The following is a 22,929-nucleotide window of genomic DNA, read 5'->3' as shown; positions in this document are numbered from 1 at the left end:
CACCGGGCTTGCGGAGCCACTTATTTACTCTCTTATGCGCGCTCTACGCGGTGAACTTTTTACCGGTGAGCAGTTCAAATGCTTCGATGTAACGCTCGCGCGTGCGCTCCACGACCTCACTCGGCAACGCTGGAGGCTGCGCGCCGCTCGCGCGGTCCCACCCCGAAGCGTCGGAAGTCAGCCAATCACGCACGTACTGTTTATCAAACGATGGAGTCACCCGGCCCTCCACCCACTGGTCTGCCGGCCAAAATCGAGAAGAATCCGGGGTGAGGACCTCGTCTGCAAGCACCAGGGAACCATCCTCGCGCGCACCGAACTCAAACTTCGTATCAGCCAAAATGATGCCGCGCTCCGCCGCAATCTCGGCCGCACGCGAGTAAATCATCAGCGTAGCGTCCCGTAGCGCTGCCGCCACGTCCTCGCCAACCATTTCCACAACCCGCTCAAACGGGACATTCTCGTCATGCTCACCAAGTTCCGCCTTAGCTGCCGGCGTGAAGATCGGCGAAGGCAGTTTGGAGGCTTCGGTAAGCCCCTCGGGAAGCGCAATCCCTGTGACTTCACCGGTTTCGCGATATTCAGCGAGGCCAGAGCCGGTCAGATATCCGCGCGCAACGCACTCCACCGGGAACATGGTGAGGCGCTCACAGAGCATTCCGCGGCCAGCAACCTCTGCGGGCACGTCCATCGAAATCACGTGGTTATCAAAGCCCAACTGCTCAAACCACCATGCGGAAAGCTGCGTTAAGATCTTGCCCTTGTCCGGGATCGGTGTGGACAGCACGTAGTCATAGGCGCTAATGCGGTCAGAGGCCACAACGAGAAGCTGATTCTCATCGGCCTCATTTACGTAAAGGTCGCGAACCTTGCCCGACGAAACGTGTTTGAACCCCGCGATGTTTTGCACTACTGCTCCTTGTTCTTAGAAACCATCCGAATATACGCGTCATCTGCAACAAGCGACCACAGCGCCGTTGAGGCTGGAGCCCCGTCAATTAGGCCCACGGGGATTCCACATTCGAGCACCTGGCCAGGCTTTGCGGCCTCCCAAACATGAGTTAGAGCGATCATGCTAGCTTCAACCTCGCCCGGAAGGTCATTAACCGCCCGCGTCACGTTGCCCATGTCGGATCGCGCATCTATAACCGCCCACACAGCTGCAAACTCGGTCGAAGAAATGATGCGAGCCGCGTTGCGCTGATGCGATTCCACAGACGAATTAACCACCGAGAGAATAACTACCGCGTCCGGGTTCTCCTCCCGAATCTGCGCAAATTCTTCAGCCGAACGAGCGCGCGGTCCCGATCCGGGATTCACCGTTCGCGCACCCGCCAGAACAATCTCATAAGGGGCTCGCATGCGCGCACCCAGGCGGCTTGCCACGTCTAGAGCATCCTCGGGCCGACCATTTTGGCCAATCACCACCACTGCCTGGCCCGGTTTCACACTGAAACGCGGCAGTTCGCCCACCGGCAAACCCTTTGTGAACCCCAGTTCGGAAAGCCCCAGCTTGCCAAGGCTTGCGCCCAAAAGCTGCGAACGCTCCCCCTCATCCACGCTCGCTTCTCGCGAATACTGAGTACCAATCCGACCACTGATACGGCCAGGAGATTCGAATTCCGAGGCCGCATCGGCAAACGGCAAGGGAGTTTCAGGGCTGGCAAGGCGAGCCACTGCCCGGCGGTGGTCAAGCTCAGCCGAACGCAGACCACCGCGCAAGCGCCGCTCCATAGCCTCAACCTCAGAGTTTGGAAGCGCCTGGACTTCCCCAAACACCTCGGAATCCGCGCTTGCTGCCGCCGCGTAGAGTCGGCGCCGCGTTTCACGCAACAACCTATCTAAACTGCGCGAAGCGTTATCTGCATTTTCGCCCTGCTCACCAGAGCCATTCCATGTCATGTAGGCGCTCCCCTTCCCTGAACTCATTTAGCCTACCGCCTGTACGCTTTGGCGCCTAAGCTCAGCTGGGAATACGGATCCGCTCGGCGCGAGCAGCAATGTCGGTGCGATGGTGTGAACCGCGGATCGAGATCCTAGCTACGCCCTCGTACGCGCGTTCGCGAGCTTGCGCTAGCGTTTTGCCCGTGGCACTGACCATGAGCACGCGGCCACCACTCGTTACAAGGCCGTCCTCGCCCTCGCTCACGCCCGCGATGTATACGCGAGTGTTCGGATCCGATTCAGCCTCGTCTATTCCTTCCACGAGGTCACCAAGCACCGGTGTTGCCGGATAGTTTTCGGCGCTCACAACCACGCCTACCCAGGCGGCCCCACTCCATCGCAGTGATTCAAAGTCAGCCAAAGTGCCGGTAGCTGCGGCAAACAATAGTTCCGCTAGATCCGTTTCAAGTAGGGAGAGCACCACCTGCGTTTCAGGGTCACCAAAGCGCGCGTTGAACTCGATAACCCGCGTGCCGCGGCTCGTCACCACCAGGCCGCAGTACAACAAGCCCACAAACGGCGTGCCTCTGCGAGCCATCTCATCAACCACCGGCTGCGCTACTTTTGCGACAACCTCATCAGCAAAGCCTTCCGGTAGCCATGGAAGCGGGCAATAAGCGCCCATTCCTCCCGTGTTTGGCCCTTCATCATTGTCGAGAGCACGTTTGAAATCCTGCGCGGGCAAAAGTGGCACCACAGTCTTGCCGTCAGTCACACAAAATAGAGATACCTCGGGGCCGTCCATAAACTCTTCTACAAGCAGCGCTCCGCCGGGGGCTTCCAAGCAACCTCTCGCGTGTGCTAGAGCGGCATCGATATCGGGAGTAACAATAACTCCCTTGCCGGCTACCAACCCATCGTTCTTCACCACGTACGGAGGCTCGAAGCGAGACAGCGCGGCCTGGGCCTCGCTCATTGTCTTGCACGCTACCGATGCGGCAGTGTCAACACCTGCGCTTTCCATCACGTCTTTGGCAAACGCTTTTGACCCTTCCAGCATGGCTGCCGCCTGTGACGGCCCAAAGGCAGGTACCCCCGCCGCACGCACTGCGTCTGCCACACCCGCAACGAGGGGCGCTTCTGGACCAATCACCACAAGATCAATGCCGTTGCTGGTTGCCCACTTCGTCACCTCATCCAGATCATTCGGATTTATAGACACGTTGGTACCAACGTGTTTAGTACCAGGATTTCCGGGAGCAATAAACAAGGTGTTGTTACGTGCGAGTCCAAGTGCCAGCGCGTGCTCGCGCCCTCCGGATCCAAGCAGCAAGATGTTCATGGTTTCGCCCTCATTGTTGCGGTGCAATACTCTTCCATTCTGCCAATTTTTAAAACTGAAATGGGTAGGCGCCCAAAAGACGGCCCCGATTGCACGCAAAAGTGAACGGGGGCCTGCGCAAAGCGCAGACCCCCGTTTAACTAAGTTGGATTACTTAGCAGCTTCGATACGAGCGTGGAACTTCTTGAGCTCCTCAACGACCGGTGCAGGAACCTTGTCGCCGAACTGCTCGAAGTACTTCTCCGTGTCAGCAAGCTCAGCTTCCCAAGCTACCGGATCGGTCTCGAACAGCTGTGCCCAAACGTTCTCGTCGATGTCGAGGCCCTCGAGGTTGAAGTCCTCGAACTTCGGGTAGTAGCCGGTGAGGCCCTCAATCGCCTCGACCTCGCCCGCACGACGGCGAACGATCCAGTCGAGAACGCGAGCGTTGTCACCGAAGCCCGGCCACATGAAGTTGCCGTCCTTGTCCTTACGGAACCAGTTGACCTGGTATACCTTCGGGAACTTGTCGCCAAGCTCCTTCTGCATCTCAATCCAGTGGCCCCAGTAGTCAGCCATGTTGTAGCCACAGAACGGGAGCATTGCGAACGGATCGTGACGCAGCGAGCCAACAGCACCCTCAGCCGCAGCGGTCTGCTCGGAAGCAACCGTTGCACCGATGAACACGCCGTGCTCCGGCGAGAACTGCTCGGCAACCAACGGAACGTTGGTAGCGCGGCGGCCACCGAAGAGGACTGCGTCTACCGGAACACCCTCAGGAGCTTCCCAGTCGGGGCAGATGATCGGGCACTGCGAAGCAGGCGTTGCGAAACGCGAGTTCGGGTGAGCAGCCTTTTCGCCGCTCTCCGGCGTCCAGTCATTGCCGTGCCAGTCGATCAGGTGTGCGGGAACGTCACCGTCGATGCCCTCCCACCAGACGTCGCCGTCATCGGTGAGTGCAACGTTCGTGAAAATCGTGTTCGCGCGCATGGTGTCCATAGCCATCGGGTTCGTCTTGTAAGACGTGCCCGGTGCAACACCGAAGAAGCCTGCCTCCGGGTTGATGGCGCGGAGCGTGCCATCCGGACCGGGGCGCATCCACGCGATGTCGTCGCCAACGGTCTCGACCTTGTAGCCGTCAATAGTCGGCTGAAGCATAGCGAGGTTGGTCTTACCACAAGCCGACGGGAATGCCGCGGTGATGTGGTACTGCTTGCCGGTCTCTTCGCGGGTGAGGCGCAGGATGAGCATGTGCTCAGCCATCCAGCCGTCACGGCGTGCCATGGTCGAAGCAATACGCAGGGCGTAGCACTTCTTACCGAGCAGTGCGTTACCGCCGTAGCCCGAGCCGAAGGACCAAATCTCGTTGGTCTCCGGGAAGTGGGTGATGTACTTCTCGTCGTTGCACGGCCAGGAGTCACCCTTCTCGCCGTCCTCTAGCGGAACGCCAACGGAGTGAACAGCCGGAACCCAAGGCTTGCCTTCAGCAATGAGGTCCATAGCAGCCTTGCCCATGCGAGTCATGATGCGCATGCTGACAACAACGTACGGGGAGTCCGTAAGCTCAATACCCAGCTGGGAGATCGGGCCACCGATCGGGCCCATCGAGAACGGAACTACGTAAAGAGTGCGGCCCTTCATAGCACCGGTGAATACGTGCTTCAGGGTCTCCTTCATCTCCTTCGGATCAGCCCAGTTGTTGGTCGGGCCTGCATCCTCTTCCTTTTCGGAGCAAATGAAGGTACGGGACTCAACGCGAGCCACGTCAGACGGCTTGGAGCGAGCAAGGAAAGAGTTTGGGCGCTTCTCCTCGTTCAGCTTCGTGAACATTCCGGACTCAACCATCTCGGAAGTGAGACGATCCCACTCTTCCTCGGATCCGTCACAGAAATAAACTGACTTTGGGGTGGTGAGCTCAGCGATCTCAGCAACCCACTTGATAACTTCTTCGGGAACATTAGCCGGGGCAGCCGACTTGATATCCTCAATCGTTACGGTCATACCTAAGCCTCCTGGGCGTTGTATTTCCTGGGTGCCGTATGCACCCAAAGGTATCGACTAGACCCCATTTAGGGGTCTTGGCCACTGCCTCTAATTATGGCTTATTTAACAAGATTTTGCACGTTCTGGACGAGCCAAATATGTCCGAAATAGCCATATACAAACGCATATTTGTGCAATATGGCGGTTTTTGCCGATCTGCAAATGCCGGTAAGACGATTTACGCCGGCCCAAGCGGACCGGCGTAAAAGCAAAGGCAGTTTTACCGCCTTGGTTTCACTTCGCGGCGAGGTCGTGGCGAACAATCGCCGCATCACGGCTCGGACCCACCCCGATCACCGACACGCGCACGCGAGAAAGCTCCTCAAGCCGCTCGATGTAACGCTGCGCATTGGCTGGCAGCTCTTCAAACGTGCGCGCACCACTGATGTCTTCACTCCAGCCGGGCATGTACTCGTAGATGGGCTTCGCGTGGTGGAAGTCGGACTGATTCATAGGCATCTCATCCATGCGTTTGCCATCCACCTCGTACGCAACACAGATAGGAATCTGCTCATATCCGGTGAGGACATCCAGCTTAGTCACAACCAGATCCGTCAAACCGTTCACGCGGGTTGCGTAGCGGCCCACCACGGCATCAAACCATCCGGTGCGGCGAGGCCGTCCCGTGGTCACACCAAACTCACCGCCGCGTTCGCGTAGCTCGTCACCCTCGTCGCCGAAAAGCTCCGTGGGGAACGGGCCTTCGCCAACGCGCGTTGTGTAAGCCTTCGTAACGCCAACCACCGAAGTGATGCGCGTGGGGCCCACGCCAGCGCCCGTGCAGGCACCACCCGCAGTCGCGTTCGAGGATGTCACAAACGGGTAGGTGCCGTGGTCGATGTCCAGCATCGTTGCCTGACCCGCCTCAAACAGCACCGTCTTACCCTCATCCAGCGCGTCATTAACCAGCAGAGAGGCGTCTACAACCATCGGACGAACGCGATCAGCGTAAGACAGCAGCTCTGCCACCACCTCGTCCACATCAACGGGACGCTTGTTGAAAACCTTCACCAGCAGGTGATTCTTGTTCGCCAGCGCCCCCTCGACCTTCTGGCGCAGAATCGACTCGTCAAACAAATCCTGTACGCGCAGGCCGATGCGGTTCATCTTATCCGCATAGGTGGGACCAATACCGCGGCCCGTAGTGCCAATCTGCCGCTTGCCCAGGAACTTCTCAGTAGTGCGATCCATAAGGCGGTTATACGAGGGAATGATGTGCGCGTTCGAGGAAATGCGCAGGCGGGAGGTGTCTCGGCCGCGACTAGCCAGCTCATCCATCTCTTGGAACAAGACCTCAAGGTCCACCACCACGCCGTTGCCAATGATCGGCGTTACGCCCTCGGTGAGGATGCCCGCGGGAAGGAGGTGAAGTGCGTACTTCTCTCCATCAACCACCACAGTGTGGCCCGCATTGTTTCCACCGTTGAACTTAACAACCAGGTCAACCCCAGAGCCTAGCTGGTCGGTTGCTTTGCCTTTGCCCTCGTCGCCCCACTGCGTTCCGACGACTATTACCGCTGGCATTTTTACCCTCCATGCGAGGTCCTACCCCTCGCGCAACTCGTTTTTTCAAGGCTTTTGCCCTGAGCAGAATGGAGCTTCTACCTCCCAGAGTCTACGTGAAGTGTGGCAAAGACGATACTTTGCTCACAGTTCGTCCCACATTTGAGGACGGAGCCTCATGTGCACCCAACCCGCCTCGCCCTCAACGCAACTCAGCACAAAAATGGTGGGGCGCTCAACCAAGTGAGCACCCCACCACAGGGAAACTTCTAACCCTTCACAGCGCCACCGGTCAGACCGGCAACAATGTACTTTTGCAAGAACAGGAACAGAAGCAAGATTGGGATAGCCGCAATCACAGCGCCGGATGCGAACCAATCCCAGTTCTTCTCGTTTCCGCCAACCCAAATGTTCATGCCGATCGCCAGAGTCCAGTTTTCTTGCGAGGTCAAGATCGTGCGTGCAAGCACGAAATCATTGAACGCCGAGATGAAAGACAGCAGGCCAACGACCGCAAGGATCGGTATAACCAGCGGTAGAACAATGGTCCAGTAAACCTGGGCGTGGGAGGCTCCATCAATCTTCGCGGCCTCGTCCAGATCCATCGGGATCGAGTTGAAGAAGCCGTACATGAGGAATGTGTTTGCGCCTAGTGCGCCGCCCCAGTACACGCAGATCAGCGCCATCTTCGAGTTAATACCGAGTGCCGGAATGACCTCACCCAGTGTGGTTAGAAGCAGGAAGATAGCTACGAAGGTCAGCAGCTGCGGGAACATCTGGATGATCAGCAAGGCTTGAAGCGAAAGCTTGCGACCAGAGAAGCGGTAGCGCGAAAACGCGTAGGCCGCCGCGGCACCCATCAGCACGGTTCCAATCGAGGTGGCCACGCCGATGATGATCGTGTTGCCAAACCAAGTCCAGAACATCGTGTCGGACAGCTCCGTGAAGTTCTCGGTTGAAACCGATGAGAACAGAGAGTTCGCACCCGTGAGCGTTGTCTTAACGTTCGGGTTAACAGCCGCTGAAATCACGTACAGAATGGGGAACGCCGCATAGATAGCTGCGAGGACACCTACGACGTGACGGAAACCAATACCGCGGAACCATTTGCCAAACGGCATCCGATTCTTCGTTGCAGCTGGCTTCGCACTTGCAGTAACTGTTTGAGCACTCATCACGCCACTCCTTCCATGGCATTCGACTTCTTAAAGGAGTACATGGACACCGCGCCAACGATCAGGAAGATAACCAGCGACATGGCTGCGGCCAGACCGTAGTTTGGCAGCGCCTCGCCGGTTAGGCCAGCAATCTTGTAAACCATCGAAATCAAAATGTCCGTATGTCCAACCGGAACGGAAGCATCCGACATTGCCGGGCCGCCGCCATTCAACATGTAAATCAGGTTGAAGTTATTGAAGTTGAACGCGAACGATGAAATAAGCAACGGAGTGAGGGCAATCATGAGCTGCGGGAGCGTCACGTGGCGCCACACTTCCATCGAGCTAGCACCGTCGATCTCTGCGGCCTCAATTAGGTCGTGAGGAATCGACTGGAGCGCGCCCGTAACAATCAGGAACATGTAGGGAAAGCCCATCCACAGGTTCACCAGGAGCACCGAAACCTTAGCCATCGTTGGATCGGTGAGCCACGGGATGGAAGCTCCAAGTAACTGGTTAAAGAAGCCGTACTTTTCGTTCATCATGCCCGCAAACAAGAACGCGGTCATAAACGAGGGGAAAGCGTACGGGAGCAGCATGATGGTTCGGTAAACCTTGCGCCCGCGCATGCGATCATCGTTCATCACGATCGCGAGGAACATGCCCAGCAAGAACGTGGTTAGAACAGACATGAACGCGAAGATCACGTTCCATACCAATACATTGAGGAACGGTTGCGCGTAGCGTGCATCCGAGAACCCATCGACGAAGTTCTTAAATCCAACGCCAACACGCCAGCCAACGCCCAGGGCGCTGCCGTCCTCTGAAATGAACGAACCCACCGTGTCATCGGCCTTGTAAACGGTACCGTTCTCCGTGTTCACCATCGTGTCAGTCTGCTGGTCATACTGGATGGTCGAGGTGAACTCGAAGCCTGTCATACCGTTTTGGGTACCGATTGCGCCCTCGTTCAAGTCTTCAGATAGCGGAACCCGAAGCTGTGTTACCTCGCTTTGGCGCGCACCCAGTTCCGCAATGGAAAGAACCTTCCACCCATCAACCTCGGTAATGCGCCCGTTAGAGACCTTTGCACCCACCTTTTCAAGCGGCTGCTCGGCGCTACCTACCTTCACATCCGTCCCATCAAAAACGGCAAAGCCTAGTTCGTTGCCCTGCTCCACAATGGCGAGCGGGTATTCGGGTGAACCCTCAACGCGCTTCGTGTTGTTTTGCAGAAGGATCGACTCGATTGCCGCTTCCTTCGTGAGGATGTGACCGTGACCGTAGTTAGTGAACGCGATGTAACCGGTGTAAACGATCGTGAACGCTTGGAAAATAATTAGGAAGACAAGGCCGGGAGCCAAGTACTTCGCAGGAATTAGACTGTCTCGCTTAGAGAAGTAGATCCAGTCAACGGCAACAAGCAAGAGCAGCATTCCGATGCCGAGCACCATGGACCCGCCACTCAATGCGGTTGCGGCAATGTAAATGCCAAGCGCGTTAACAAGCGCCATGAGGATGAGCTTCACAATGGAGCCCGGCCCCCACGAGGTCGCCACAGAATCGCGCTTACGGCGTTCAGCGCGCCGTTCTTTCCTCCGACGTGTTGCGTCGGTTTCTTTCAACATTTGCGACATATCAGCATCGGTTCCTGTTATTAAAAAGGTGCGGCCGGAAGAATCAGCCGCACCTTTTTAAGTGAACTACTTGCCCAGCTCGGCCTGGATGTCAGAGATCATCTTGTTCCAGGTCTCAGCCGGATCGGAGCCGTTTAGGATCTGAGCCTCAGTCTTGCCCCAGAAGGTCCAGACGGCACCCATTTCTGGAATGTTCGGCATCGGGAAGCCACCCTCAGATGCTGCCTGGAAGCCAGCGATTAGCGGATCAGCCGCAGCCTTGTCAGCCGAAGCAGTCAGAGCCGGGAGGCGGTTACCGATTGCGAACAGTTCGTCCTGAACTTCCTGTGAACCCACGTAGTTAACGAGGAAGTCGTTAGCCAGCAGAGCATTTTCAGACTTAGCCGAGATGAAGCCACCCTGTACGCCGAGGAACGGGACACCCTTGTTCGGGCCTGCGGACGGAATCGGATCAACCGCGATGTTCATGCCCTCAAAGTCAGCGAGCATCCACGGGCCACCCAGAATGTAAGGCGACTTGCCGCTCTTGAACGCATCAACAGCAACGTCGTAAGAAATGGAGGGGCTAATGACGCCCTCGTTGCCCTTCTCCTGCAGCCACTTAGCGAAGGCTTCACCCTCTGCGCCGCCAATGGAGAGATTCGAGGTGTAGGAACCGTCAGCGTTCTGCTCAAACACCGGGCCGGTGAAGGAGGACTGGAACGGGTACATGGTGTACGGGTCACCCTCGTCACCAACCTGGATAACGAACGGGTACTCGGTGCCCGCAGCCTTACCCTTCTCAATCATTTCGTCAAAAGTGGCAGGCGTTGCATCAACGAGGTCGGCATTACGAATGATTGCAAGGTTCTCAACCGCATAAGGAACGCCGTAAACCTGGCCGTCAAACGTAAACGCTGCAACGGAGCCTTCCGAGAAGTCCCCTGCCTTGTCGCCAAGCTCAACGGGAGCCACGAGGCCGTTGTTCACAAACTCGCCGATCCAATCGTTAGCGCCAAACGCAATGTCCGGGCCCTGACCGGTTGGAACCTGGGTGGAAAACTCGGTGCGCATCTGGTCGTTATCCTTAACAACCAGCTCAACGTTGTTACCAGTAGCGTTCTTGTATGCTTCCGCGGCCTTCTTAAACGCGGCCTCGCGGTTGGCATCAACCCAAACGGTTAGACCCTGGCCGGTGGACTCTGCCGCCGACCCGTCAGTTTCTACCTCTGTGGTACCTGAGCCGCCACATGCGGAAAGCCCAAGAACAGACAGAGCGCCAATTGTTGCTAGTGCAATGCCCCTTCGCATTCTTTTCTCCTTGAGATTCAACCTAAAACTGTGTTCGTCATTGTCACACAAGCGATCTAGACATTCCTGATTGTAACGTGCTTTCAGATTTTTGCAAGAGTTTTCAGAGATTTCTGTAAGGAATTGTAATCAGATGTTTATAAAGAGGGGTTGAATGAGCGCATTTCCAGACAACCAGCTTAATCTTTTCTCATTTTTCCCGCGCCTCATGTAGTGTTTTATGTAACCCGCAAATATTTGCAAAACGTTTTCAAACATGTATGTAAGAGCAGCCTACAAAGGAGTGGCGATGGCTGAGCGACTGCGCTTATCCGACCTGGCACAGCAAGCCGGTGTATCCACCGCAACGGTCTCAAGAGTGCTCAACGGGAAATCAGAGGTTGCCGAAGACACTCGCCAAGCGGTTCTGCGCGCCCTCGACCTCCTCGGATACGAACGCCCAGAAAAACTTCGAGCACGCTCCGGCGGGCTCATCGGATTGATCGTTCCAGAGCTCACCAACCCCATTTTCCCGCAGTTCGTGCAACACCTATCCACCGAAATGCTCCGACAGGGCTACACCCCGCTGTTTGGAACCCAGTTTGCGGCCGGCTCAACCGAGGATTCCCTCGTAGAAGCCATTATGAGCCAAGGCGTTGCTGGCCTCATCTTCGTTTCTGGCCTGCACGCCGACCTCACGGCAAACACGCAGCGCTATCAAAACTTAATCGAAAGCCACATCCCATTCGTCACAATCAATGGAGCCAACTCCAAGATTGATGCGCCTGACTTCTCCACCGACGACGCGGATGCCATCACTCAGGCCATGCGTCACCTGGTGGGCCTAGGACACAAACGCATCGGATTTGTTTCGGGCCCACTGCGCTTCAGCCCAGCACACATCAAGTTCGAACGCTACCTCGAATGTGTGGAACAGATGCTCCCCGACTCCGCGCCAATCCATTCCGAAACGCTGTTCACCGTAGAGGGCGGGCAGGCGGCAGCGCAGGCCGTTCTCGATCAGGGCGCAACCGCAATCATCTGCACCTCCGACATCATGGCGCTTGGAACCATGCGCTACATCGTCGACCAGGGCATGAGCGTTCCCGAAGATGTCTCGATCATCGGCTTCGACGACTCCGCAATGATGCCCTTCCTCTCCCCCGCGCTCACAACCGTTCGTCAACCCGTACGCGCCATAAGTGAGGCAGCGGTAACCACCCTCGTCTCTCGCATCAAACGAACACCAAACGAAATGACGCTCACAACGTTCAAACCAGAACTGGTGGTGCGTGAAACCACCGCTCCGGCCAAGCAGGCCACATCCTCATAAACGAATAGGGGCCCGCGAACCCATGCAGATTCTTCACCCGGCAAACACCTCACGCGAATGGTGGCGCGAGGCTGTCATCTACCAGATTTATCCCCGCTCCTTTGCTTCCAGCTCCGGATCGATCGGAGACCTCGCCGGAATCACTTCGCGCCTTGACCACATTGCGAATCTAGGCGCCCACGCCGTCTGGATTTCCCCGTTCTATGCGTCCCCGCAAAAGGATGGTGGCTACGATGTGTCCGATTACCGGGCTATCGACCCGCTGTTTGGAAACTTAGACGACGCTAGCGCCCTAATTTCGCGAGCCCACGAGCTTGGGCTTCGCGTAATCGTTGACCTCGTGCCTAACCACACCTCCGACCAACACGAATGGTTCCAAAAGGCTCTTGCGAGCGGACCGGATGCGCCAGAGCGTGACCTCTACTGGTTTCGCGAGAGCCCTCAAGAGCCCAACGACTGGCTTTCCGTTTTTGGTGGGAAGGCGTGGACGCGCGTGAAAGATCGCGCGGACGCTCCTGGCTCCGCTTGGGAAAACGATGAATCGTGGTACTTGCACCTGTTCGATTCTTCCCAACCGGACCTCAACTGGGACAATCCGCGGGTGCGCGAAGAGTTTTGCAGTATCCTGCGGTTCTGGCTGGATCTAGGCGTGGACGGATTTCGTGTAGATGTGGCACACGGCCTCGTAAAAGATCCTGATCTGCCCAACTACCAGTACCACTGGGACATGGTTTCGGGTGGAAACATGCTACCCGAGGATGTTCCCGAACCTCCCCAGTGGAACCAGCCTGGCGTACACGACATCTACCGCGAATGGCGGCAGGTGCTGGGCGAGTACGAAGGCGACCGGGCGCTGGCTGCCGAGGCGTGGCTAAACAGGCCCGAGGACGCGAAGCTTTACGTACGAGCGGACGAGATGAACCAAGCGTTCAACTTCGACTTCCTCACTTCACCTGTGGACGCCGAATCTTACCGTCGGGTGATAGCCCACTCTTTACAAGAGATGGATACCGTGGGCGCGCCTACCACTTGGGTGCTTTCAAACCACGACGTGGTGCGTGCCGCCTCCCGTTTTGGACTATCCAGGACGGGCAAGGGACCTAATGGCATCCGCCCATTTGAGGAGCAACCGGACGCCGAACTAGGTCGGCGTCGCGCCCTTGCCGCTCATGCCCTTCAAGCAGCACTGCCCGGCTCCATGTACATCTACCAGGGCGAAGAGCTGTCACTGCCCGAACACATGGCCGTGCCCGACGAGCTGCGCGAGGACCCCGCTTTCTACCGCACTCAGGGGCGTGAAGCCGGCCGTGACGGCTGCCGTGTACCCATGCCGTGGGAAGCGAACGCCCCGGGCTTCGGATTCTCTCCCGGCGGCTCCACGTGGCTCCCCCAGCCTGCAAGTTGGAAGACATTTGCCGTGGACGTGCAGGAAGCCGAGGAGTCCTCATCCTTAAATTTCTTCAAGAAAATGTATCGCCTGCGTGAAGATCTGGGACTTGGCCGGGCTGAACTTCTGGACGCGCAGGAGGCCCATTTGCACTACATATCTCGGCTTCCTGGCCGCGCTGACGTGCACATTGTTATGGCATTTGATGAGGCCGTGGCGCTTCCCGAGGACGCACGCATCTTGCTGTCTACTGATGAGGTCGCTCCCGCGAATGTTTCGAGTAACGAGGCCGCGCCAAACTCGACGGTTTGGTACGCGCTATAAGCGTCTGATTTTATGCCAGAGCAAGAGTTTGGGCGATCACCCAAGAGGTGACCGCCCAAACTTCTAGCTAAACCGCTCGCCTACTACACCAGCACCTGGGTAGAGAGCGGGGTCTTGTTGCCGAACCGGTGGTTGGTGATCGAGACTGCCTGCTCGCGCACAAACGGCAGAATCTCCACGCGACCGCACGTAGTGACTGGCCCATCCCAAATGGCAACGTCAATCGATCCGTCTACTGCGCGTCGCAGCTCGTCGCCGTCCTCGCCAATCATGCGGATACGAATGTCGAGGTTCTCGCCGGCTTCCACCTCAGCTTGAACACGCTCAGCAAACTGGCGCTTGTTTTCAACGAGGATGTCAACGCCAAGATTGCCCAGCATGATCGACGGATCGGTTGGGAGGAACGTTTCCGTTGACACCGTAAGGTCCATGCCTGTGTAAGCACCGGCTGGAAGTTCGCGGATAAACGAGGTCTCGTCATCCGGATCTACCTTCACGATCTCCCCCAGGGCGATACCTGCAGAGACCGCGCGGAACACCTCGTAGAGAGAGGCGTCCTTGCCCACTCGAATCTGGGCGCCAACGGGCAGATAGCGCAAGATGTTGCGTTCCACGCCGACCTTCGACGGGTCATGCAGACGGCCAAACTCGGTGTCGATCGCGTGCTGGTCAGACTCGACGGCAACCGCGAGGCGCGCGTAGTCCTCTTCTGACAGAAGGCGCTTTGCGGATTCTAGGAGCTCACGCAGTTGCGGGGCCTTCACGTTGGCTTCGTGTTCGACAGCCGGAGGGTACGCGGCGTCGCGCTCACCCTCCGAAGCCGACTCAACGGGTTTGATATCGCCAAATCCGTAGAGGTAGTTCGGGCCTCCCGCCTTGGTGGTTTCGCCCACCGCGGAGCGCTTCCATCCGCCAAACGGCTGACGCTGCACGATTGCACCGGTAATACCGCGGTTAACGTACACGTTGCCCGCTTCTACGTTGTTGAGCCAGTAGTTGATCTCATCGGGATCAAGCGAGTGCAAGCCAGCGGTGAGGCCAAAGTCCACCATGTTCTGCGCTGCAATGGCCTCTTCAAGCGTGTCAACGCGCATTACGCCAAGGATCGGACCAAAGTATTCAACCATGTGATACTCAGATCCCGGCTCCACGCCCACGCGCACGCCTGGGCTCCAAAGCCTGTTCGTGTCGTCAAGGCGACGCGGCTTAAGCACCCACTTTTGTCCTTCATCAAGAGTCGTCAGGCCGGCCAGGAGCTTCTCTCCCGGCTCGGAAGACAAGGGCCCCATTTCTGCCGATAGATCGTCTCCCCAACCGATGTGCAGCGACTTCGCGGCGTCGACCAGCTGGTTACGCACGCGCTTGGAGAAGCCGGTTGATCCCACGAGAATCACATACGAGGCTGCCGAGCACTTCTGGCCTGCGTGACCGAAAGCGGAGTCGATCACGTCCTTAACAGCGAGGTCAAGGTCGGCTGACGGAGTGATCACGATAGCATTCTTGCCCGAGGTTTCAGCCATGATGCGCAAGGTGGGATCCCAAGAACGGAACATTTGCGCGGTCTCCACACCGCCCGTCAAAACGACGCGGCCAACGCGCTTGTCGGTTACTAGCTCGCGGCCCAGCTGGCGTTCACCAACGGAAGCGAGAATGCAAGCGGTTTCAGGTATACCTGCAGCCCAGATACATTCGGCCAATACTGCGCCAGTGCGACGAGCAATCGAGGCCGGCTTCAAAATGGCGGCGGATCCAGCCGCGAGCGCCGCGATGGTACCGCCCGCGGGGATAGCAATGGGGAAGTTCCACGGCGGAGTCACAAGGGTGACATCTACCGGTTCGAACTTAGCACCCTGGAGATTCTCGAGGTCAAGGGCACGTTCTGCGTAGTAGTGGGCAAAGTCGATAGCTTCAGAGACTTCAACGTCAGCTTGCTGAAGCGATTTGCCGAGTTCGGATGCGACCACCTCGATTAGCTCACCGCGACGCTTACCCAGTTCCACACCAACTTTGTGGAGGAGGTCGGAGCGTTCCTTAGCACTGCGTGCCGCCCATTCGCGGCCTCCTTCGACCGCCCGATCGAGCATTTCATTCAGTGCGTCTTCGGTGTCAATTACTGCGGCTTCGATAGTTTCGTTACCGAGCTTGGAGTCCTTGATGCGGGCCGCGATGTCGCGGGCCCACTGCAGGTTTTCGGGTAGCGACGGGTCAGAGTCCGGAGTGTTCTTGAACGTCCAGCCTCCCGCGGGAGTAGTCACGGGCTTCGCAATGTCTTCGGCCGTTTCCGTACTGCGATCCTGGTGGCGGTTCGCGCCCACGCGACGGTCACCTTCGCGCTCCATCTGCTCAACGGCCGCGAGGAAGCGCTTCTTCTCCTTGTCGAATGCGCCAAGGTCGGTGCCGATATCAAAAATGGAGGCCATGAAGTTTTCATCCGCCGAGTTTTCCTCCAACCGGCGCACCAGGTAAGAGATTGCCACGTCGTACTCGTCGGGGCTTACAACCGGGACGTACAGCAGGAGGTTGCCTACGTCCTCGCGAACGGCTGAAGCCTGCTGGGTAGCCATGCCCGAGAGCATTTCGATTTCAATCTGGTCTTGCACGCCGCGCTCGAGGGCAAGCTCCCAAGCCGCTGCGATAGTGAACAGATTGTGTCCGGCAACGCCGAGCTTCACGTTTTGTAGATGCTCCGGGGTCATCGCCCAGTTGATGATGCGCAGGTAGTTCGCATCGGTGGCCTGCTTAGATTCCCAGGTGGTTAGTTCCCACCCTCGCATGGCGGCGTCAACGCGCTCCATGGCAAGGTTCGCGCCTTTCACCACGCGCACCTTGATGGGCGCTCCGCCATTTTCAACGCGCTTTGCGGCCCACTCCTGCAGGTCTTTCATAGCGTTGAGCGTGTCCGGCAGGTAGGCCTGCAGCACAATGCCTGCCGAGTAGTTCTTCATTTCCGGCTGGTCGAGGAGGCGCTTGAACACGTCAATGGTGAGGTGCAGGTCGCGGTACTCTTCCATATCCAGGTTGATGAACTTGCGGGCGGGGTGTGCGGCCGCGTACTTGTACAACGGCAGTAGTTCGGCGAACGCGTGATCAACAACGTCGTCGTAACCCCACGGGTTGTGCGGGCCGGTGACAGCTGAAACTTTCAGTGAAACGTAGTCGATGTCGTCACGCTCAAGCAGGCGCTTGGTATCGGCTAAACGCTTCGCGGCTTCCTTGTCACCTAGAACGGCCTCGCCAAGAAGGTTTACGTTTAGCGAGGCGCCGTCGGCTTTGAGACGCTGGATTGCGGGGCCGAGCTTGTCATCAGTTACATCAACAACGAGGTCTCCCACCAACTGCCGGAATACGCGGCGTGCGGCCGGCACGGAAACCTCTGGAACAAACTTGCCAACGGTTCCACCAATGAGGGCGGGGGTGCGCAGGTACCAAGGGAGGAAATCCGGGTTCTTCTTACCTGTTTCAGCCAGGTGGTCTGCCGCCACCTGCTGATCTTCGGGCCTCACAACCCCGTCAACGAACGAGACGGTGTAGTCAAGGCCGCCCTCATCTTCGAGGACGTCTGCAAGGAGCTTTGCGGCCGGATCAATGGGGTATTTCGTTGATTCGTCTGCCCATTTGCGCGCCCGAATGAGCGCCCGTTCTGCGATTTGGGAAAAGTCCGTTACTTCCGGCGCAGTCATTTGATCTCCTTTGATTGACTTTACGCATGCGAGGCTATGCGAGGTTTTGCTCTAACTATATTGGGGAATTCTTCTAGTGCACAGGAAAAGCAATTTATATCTTTTACGCGAATTATTTCATCCGCTTTAACGTGCGATACCTGGTGCACACGTGAGCGCAGCTCTTGCACTTTGCAAGAGCTGCGCTACTTGTGTGGGTTAGTCTGCCGAGACCCCCGCGAGGGCGTCGTCAAACTCCTTATCGATCTCGTCGTTCGGCTTGTACGTCATGTTAGAAACAATGACCGCGAACAGCAGGTTCAGCAGGAAGCCGGGAAGGATTTCGTAAAGGTCGAAAATGCCACCCGAAACGTTGCCCCAGATACCAACCGTGACCGCTCCAGCGATCATGCCGGCGATGGCTCCCTGGTAGGTGAACTTGCGCCAGTAGAGCGAGAGCAGAACGGTGGGACCAAACGAAGCTCCGAACCCGGCCCACGCGAATGCAACGAGGGCAAGGATGGTGTCCGAGCGCGGCCATGCGAGGGCAGCGGCCAGGATCGCGATGACTGCTACAACGACACGACCCGCGAGCACACCGTCATTGCCAGACAGGTCGCGCTTAGTGAACGCGCGGTAAATGTCCTCCACAACCGCAGAAGACGTGACCAGCAGCTGCGAGGAAATGGTAGACATGATGGCCGCGAGGATAGCGGCAAGCATGAAGCCCGCAATAAGCGGGTGCATTAGGAGCTGACCGAGCGAGATAAATACCGATTCGGGGTTAGCGAGCTGGGCCTCGTCGTGTTTGTAAACAGCTACGCCAACGAGGGCAGTCATGCCGGCGCCAATAACTGCAAGTAGCATCCAGCCAATGCCAATACGGCGAGCGGCAACAGATTCTTTCGCAGAACGCAGAGCCATGAAGCGCACGATGATGTGGGGCTGGCCGAAGTATCCGAGGCCCCAAGCAAGCGCTGAAATAATGCCCATCGCGGCCACGCCCGCAGCGGCACCACCGGAGAGGGAGAAGATAGCGGGATCAACCTCGTTGATGGCGGTAACCATGTTGGAGAAGCCGCCTACGTGCATGATGCCAACGATTGGCACAAGGATGAGCGCGGTAACCATCATGAGGCCCTGCACTACGTCCGTCCACGACACGGCAAGGAAGCCACCGATTAGCGTGTAGAGCACAACGATTGCAGAAACAATGACGAGACCGAGGTGGTAGTTCATGCCAAACGACGCTTCGAAGAAGGAGCCGCCGGCTACCATGCCGGATGAGACGTAGAACGTGAAGAAGATGAAAATGATGATTCCCGCAACGATGCGGATCAGGTGCGAACGGTCGCGCAGACGTTGACCGAGGAATGAGGGAACGGTGATGGAATCGGACGCCACCTGCGAGTAGGAGCGTAGGCGCGGCGCCACGAACTTCCAGTTAAGCCAGGCGCCGATGGTTAGACCAACCGCGATCCAGCCTTCAATGAGACCGTTCAGGTAGATCGCCCCGGGAAGACCCATGAGGAGCCAGCCGGACATGTCAGATGCGCCGGCGGATAGGGCCGCGGCCGTTGGCCCGAGCTTGCGACCGCCGAGCATGTAATCGTCAAAGTCACTCGTTCGGTTGTAGGCGAGTAGGCCGATCATGATCATAGCTACGAGGTAAATGATCATGGCGATTGCCTGGTATGTCGTCGTCGACATGCGGGTATCCTCCTTTTGGGCAGTTTTCAGTGAACCTAACAATCCGCGACGAAGAACCTCGATGTCAAGACTCGTTATCTTTTCGTGACATTTGACTCTCTGTTGATCTCACGTTTCGGTCACTTTTAAGAAATTGGCGTTATAACAGGACATTTGCACGCAAATGCGCTTGTAGAGCGCCGCGCGACGATACGCGTCCATTATGAGATCGCGTGAAGTTGCTGTCCGTGTATGCACGTATGATGGACCCGTTCCCAGATCCCTACGTTCAGGAAACCCATGAAGCCCCTAATTTTGCAGTCTGATTTTGGATATTCAGATGGCGCCGTGTCAGCCATGCACGGCGTGGCGTACGGCGTGGACTCGAGTCTTCCTATTGAGGACCTCACTCACAACATTCCTCCTTACGACGTGTGGGAGGGATCTTGTAGGCTCGCGCAAACTCTTGCGTACTGGCCCGCGGGTTCGGTGTTTGTTTCCGTTGTTGACCCCGGAGTTGGCTCGGATCGCCTATCCGTAGTGGCAAAAACCAAGTCTGGCCATTTTGTTGTAACGCCTGACAACGGGACACTGACTCATATTGCGGTTACGTACGGTTTGGATGAGCTTCGTGAGATTGACGAGTCCGTTAACCGACTGCCGGGTTCGGGTCACTCCTACACATTCCACGGACGTGACATTTACGCATACACGGGTGCTCGGCTAGCATCCGGCAAGATCACTTTCGAGGAGGTCGGCCCCGCCCTCGATGTTGAAAAGGCCATCAAGCTGCCCGTCATGGAGCCGAAAATTGAGCACAACAAGGCTTTCGGCACTATTGACACGCACGACGTTCGATACGGGTCTCTTTGGACAAACATTCCGCGAGAACTGTTCCTTGAACTTGGTGTGGAAATGGGCGAGTACGTTCGCGTACACATCGAAAACCAGCACGGCGACGTCTATTCAGCTCCGCTTAAGTACGTACGCTCGTTTGCGGACGTGTCGGTTGGTGAACCGCTCATTTATACGAACTCTTTGGACAACATGGCTATCGCAATTAACCGCGGTTCGTTCGCAATGGCGTACTCGGTTGGGCAGGGAACGCAGTGGAAGGTGGATTTTGAGTATCCGCCAGATGATGCGCCCCTCGCCTAATCCCCCTCATCCCGTTCAGTACAAATTCAAGTAGAAGGAAAACAATGATTAATAAGACTTCGCCAACCACTGCTGTGGTAGCTACGGGTATTGGCGCGGCCCTCTTTTTTGTACTCGGCCGTTTTCTTGTAATCCCAACGCCGATTCCAAACACGACCATTAACATCCAGTACGCGCTGCTAGCCGTGTTCGCACTGCTTTACGGACCGGTGGTTGCCGGCCTTATGGGGTTGATTGGTCACTTCCTGATCGACGCCACCTCCTACGGCCCCTGGTGGTCCTGGATCGTGGCTTCGGCTATTGCCGGCCTGATCATGGGCCTAATGACGCTGAAAGATAACGTGCAGGACGGCCCAATCAACAGTGGCGGCCTGGTACGTTTCAACGTTGCCGTGGTGGTAGCGCACGCTGTGTCGTGGGGCATCGCAGCCCCGCTTTTGGACATCCTGTTCTACTCTGAGCCCGCTTCGAAGGTGTTCACGCAGGGAGCGGTCGCTGGTGTTTCTAACATCCTCACCACCGCTATCATTGGCTCCTTGATTGTGATTGCCTACGCGAAGACCCGCACTTCTGCTGGCTCGCTTGAGGAAAAGGAATAAGCCAGCTGTGACTGAGTTTCATTCGAATGGGGTGAGCCCAAGCGCCGGCAGCGCGGCAAGTGCTGCGAGCGCGCCGGCTCGCCCCGCGAATGACGCTCCCAGCCCGGGCACTGTACCTCGCTCGAGTTCGGAAGCCGCCCGGACACAGAACCAACCGAACTCATCAGGTACTGAGCCTGAACCAATCATCGAGTTTTGCGATTTCACCTTTCAATATCGCGCGCAATCCTCTCCCACTCTTCGGGGTATCAATCTGACGATCAACCGTGGCGAGAAAGTTGCGATTGTAGGCCAGTCTGGCTCTGGTAAGTCCACACTGGCACACGTCATCAACGGGCTCATCCCCTACCGCTTCCCCGGGGAACATTCCGGCACGGTGAAGGTTGCCGGCATTGACCCAACCCAAACTCCCCTGCACGAGCTTTCTAAAATCGTGGGCACTGTACTGCAGGATCCAGATGGCCAGTTCATTGGACTAACAGTTGCAGAAGACATTGCTTTCTCGCTAGAAAACGACCTGGTGGAGCAAACCCAGATGCATTCACGAGTGCAACAGGCGGCTTCCGTCGTTGGTATTGAAAGCCGCCTAGAGGCCTCCCCTCAAGACTTGTCAGGCGGCCAAAAACAGCGTGTGTCCATGGCCGGCGTGCTCGTAGACGACGTGCAGATTCTGCTTTTTGACGAGCCTCTTGCTTCCCTTGACCCCGCTTCTGGCCAGCAGGCCATTGAGACGATTGATGCGTTGCACCAGCGCCCGCCGGAGGGCACAACCGTCATCATCATCGAACACCGTTTAGAGGACGTCTTGCACCGACACGTGGACCGCATAATTGTTGTAGATCGCGGGAAGATCGTAGCGGACGGTACTCCGAACGAAATTATTGCTTCGCGAGTATTGACCGATCATGGGATTCGCGAACCGCTCTACATTACGGCTCTGCGCATGGCCGGCCACAACGTCACCGCTGCGGACGAACCCGAATCTGTACACTCCGTGCGGATTCGCGATGACGCGCGGGCCGAACTTGCAAAGTGGGCGCGCGAACCACGCAAGACTCCGCGCAAGCCCGACCCGATTTTGAAGCTGGAGAACATCAATTTCGGGATTAACGAAGTTGAAATCATCAAAGGGGTCTCAACCGAGATTTATCGCGGCGAGGTAGTTGCTATTTGTGGCACCAATGGGGCGGGAAAGTCCACTCTTGCCAAACTCATTTGCGGTTTCGAAAAGCCAGATTCTGGTCGTATCTACCTAGATGGCGAGGACATCACTCACGCTCCCATTACCCGCCGCGGCCGGCGCATCGGGTTCGTCATTCAAAACCCCAATCAGATGATCTCAAAAACCTTGATCATTGAAGAGGTTTCCCTGGCCCTGCAAGGCCTCGATATTTCTGCCGAAGAGAAGAACAGGCGCGTTGAGCAAGCGCTTCGCACGTGCGGCCTGTGGGCATATCGGGAATGGCCCATATCTGCGCTATCCTACGGGCAGCGCAAGCGCGTCACGATAGCGTCGGTCATGGTCACAACTCCAGAAATCATCATTTTGGATGAGCCCACAGCCGGGCAAGACTGGGCGCACTACACCGAAATCATGGAGTTCCTAAAGGGCTTGAACGACTCTGGCATCACGGTTGTGTTGATTACGCACGACATGCACCTGGCGCTCGAATACACCGAACGTACACTCGTCATGTCTGACGGCAAGGTGATTGCCGCTCGCTCTTCCGCCTCCGTGCTAGCAGACCCCGAGCTAACCCACGCGGCGTCTCTGCGAACCACCTCGCTTTATGACCTGGCTGTTCGAATCGGAGCGCAGCGAGGCCTCCTCGATAATGCCAACGAGTGCTCCGGTGCGAAGGCAGAAAGCACACTTGACCCAACCGCGTTCATTGAGCAGTTCATTGTGCGTGAAAACGAGTGGCGTGAGGCAGTCCTCGCTGAGCACTTGGGAACGGGGCGATAA

At 57.1% G+C, this 22,929-nt stretch carries 15 protein-coding genes; 5 read left to right on the top strand and 10 right to left on the bottom strand.

The annotated features are described in order from the left end of the window. Positions 1–43: 43 nt before the first annotated feature. The 8 genes from HMPREF2854_RS04150 to HMPREF2854_RS04115 all read right to left on the bottom strand — a co-directional run bounded on the left by HMPREF2854_RS04150 (position 44) and on the right by HMPREF2854_RS04115 (position 10,835). Entirely contained in the window at positions 44–910 is an 867-nt protein-coding gene (locus HMPREF2854_RS04150; protein ID WP_070619303.1) for a phosphoribosylaminoimidazolesuccinocarboxamide synthase, read from the bottom strand. Then, complete coding sequence (locus HMPREF2854_RS04145) at positions 910–1,929, bottom strand: hypothetical protein (RefSeq protein WP_148130886.1); 1,020 nt, start codon at positions 1,927–1,929, stop codon at positions 910–912. Before HMPREF2854_RS04145 ends, HMPREF2854_RS04150 begins: the two co-directional genes overlap by 1 nt. Before the next feature lie 34 nt (positions 1,930–1,963). Further along, complete coding sequence (gene purD / locus HMPREF2854_RS04140) at positions 1,964–3,226, bottom strand: phosphoribosylamine--glycine ligase (RefSeq protein WP_070619633.1); 1,263 nt, start codon at positions 3,224–3,226, stop codon at positions 1,964–1,966. Between the two features lie 150 nt (positions 3,227–3,376). Then, positions 3,377–5,206: a phosphoenolpyruvate carboxykinase (GTP) gene (locus HMPREF2854_RS04135; RefSeq protein WP_070619298.1), complete on the bottom strand. Its 1,830-nt coding sequence runs from the start codon at positions 5,204–5,206 to the stop codon at positions 3,377–3,379. A 276-nt stretch (positions 5,207–5,482) separates the two neighbouring features. Continuing rightward, the gene (locus HMPREF2854_RS04130; protein WP_070619295.1) at positions 5,483–6,772 is read right to left on the bottom strand and encodes an adenylosuccinate synthase; all 1,290 of its coding nucleotides are present in this window, start codon (positions 6,770–6,772) and stop codon (positions 5,483–5,485) included. A 248-nt stretch (positions 6,773–7,020) separates the two neighbouring features. Next, complete coding sequence (locus HMPREF2854_RS04125) at positions 7,021–7,926, bottom strand: sugar ABC transporter permease (RefSeq protein ID WP_070619291.1); 906 nt, start codon at positions 7,924–7,926, stop codon at positions 7,021–7,023. Next, positions 7,926–9,545 (bottom strand): ABC transporter permease subunit, encoded by a 1,620-nt coding sequence (locus HMPREF2854_RS04120; protein ID WP_083309371.1) that lies wholly within the window; start codon positions 9,543–9,545, stop codon positions 7,926–7,928. Before HMPREF2854_RS04120 ends, HMPREF2854_RS04125 begins: the two co-directional genes overlap by 1 nt. Positions 9,546–9,611: 66 nt before the next feature. Further along, positions 9,612–10,835, bottom strand: a complete 1,224-nt coding sequence (locus tag HMPREF2854_RS04115; RefSeq protein ID WP_070619288.1) for a sugar ABC transporter substrate-binding protein — start codon at positions 10,833–10,835, stop codon at positions 9,612–9,614. A 289-nt stretch (positions 10,836–11,124) separates the two neighbouring features. Here HMPREF2854_RS04115 and HMPREF2854_RS04110 point away from each other — a divergent pair, with 289 nt between their 5' ends. After that, on the top strand, positions 11,125–12,147 hold the full coding sequence (locus HMPREF2854_RS04110) for a LacI family DNA-binding transcriptional regulator (protein WP_070619286.1): 1,023 nt from the start codon (positions 11,125–11,127) through the stop codon (positions 12,145–12,147). Between the two features lie 22 nt (positions 12,148–12,169). Continuing rightward, the gene (locus HMPREF2854_RS04105) at positions 12,170–13,858 is read left to right on the top strand and encodes a glycoside hydrolase family 13 protein (RefSeq protein ID WP_070619283.1); all 1,689 of its coding nucleotides are present in this window, start codon (positions 12,170–12,172) and stop codon (positions 13,856–13,858) included. 83 nt (positions 13,859–13,941) lie between these two features. Here HMPREF2854_RS04105 and HMPREF2854_RS04100 read toward each other — a convergent pair whose 3' ends face one another. Together HMPREF2854_RS04100 and putP are read right to left on the bottom strand one after the other, a co-directional pair. After that, positions 13,942–17,538, bottom strand: coding sequence for a bifunctional proline dehydrogenase/L-glutamate gamma-semialdehyde dehydrogenase (locus tag HMPREF2854_RS04100; RefSeq protein ID WP_070619281.1), 3,597 nt, complete (start codon positions 17,536–17,538; stop codon positions 13,942–13,944). A gap of 198 nt (positions 17,539–17,736) precedes the next feature. Beyond that, the gene (gene putP / locus HMPREF2854_RS04095) at positions 17,737–19,227 is read right to left on the bottom strand and encodes a sodium/proline symporter PutP (RefSeq protein WP_070619278.1); all 1,491 of its coding nucleotides are present in this window, start codon (positions 19,225–19,227) and stop codon (positions 17,737–17,739) included. Positions 19,228–19,506: 279 nt separating this feature from the next. On the opposite strand from putP, the gene HMPREF2854_RS04090 reads away from it, so the two are divergent. Genes HMPREF2854_RS04090 through HMPREF2854_RS04080 form a run of 3 tightly spaced genes read left to right on the top strand, consistent with a single transcriptional unit; the run spans position 19,507 to position 22,929 of the window. Beyond that, positions 19,507–20,364, top strand: a complete 858-nt coding sequence (locus tag HMPREF2854_RS04090; RefSeq protein ID WP_070619275.1) for an SAM hydrolase/SAM-dependent halogenase family protein — start codon at positions 19,507–19,509, stop codon at positions 20,362–20,364. 44 nt (positions 20,365–20,408) lie between these two features. After that, positions 20,409–20,963: an ECF-type riboflavin transporter substrate-binding protein gene (locus HMPREF2854_RS04085; RefSeq protein ID WP_070619272.1), complete on the top strand. Its 555-nt coding sequence runs from the start codon at positions 20,409–20,411 to the stop codon at positions 20,961–20,963. Positions 20,964–20,970: 7 nt separating this feature from the next. Beyond that, positions 20,971–22,929 carry an ABC transporter ATP-binding protein gene (locus tag HMPREF2854_RS04080; protein WP_070619269.1) on the top strand — a complete coding sequence of 653 codons (1,959 nt, stop codon included), beginning with the start codon at positions 20,971–20,973 and terminating at the stop codon, positions 22,927–22,929.

This window comes from Actinomyces sp. HMSC075B09, from assembly GCF_001812395.1.
GTDB lineage: Bacteria > Actinomycetota > Actinomycetes > Actinomycetales > Actinomycetaceae > Gleimia > Gleimia europaea.
The sequence above is the reverse complement of the archived record's forward strand: the minus strand, read 5'-3'. Positions and strand labels throughout refer to the sequence as shown.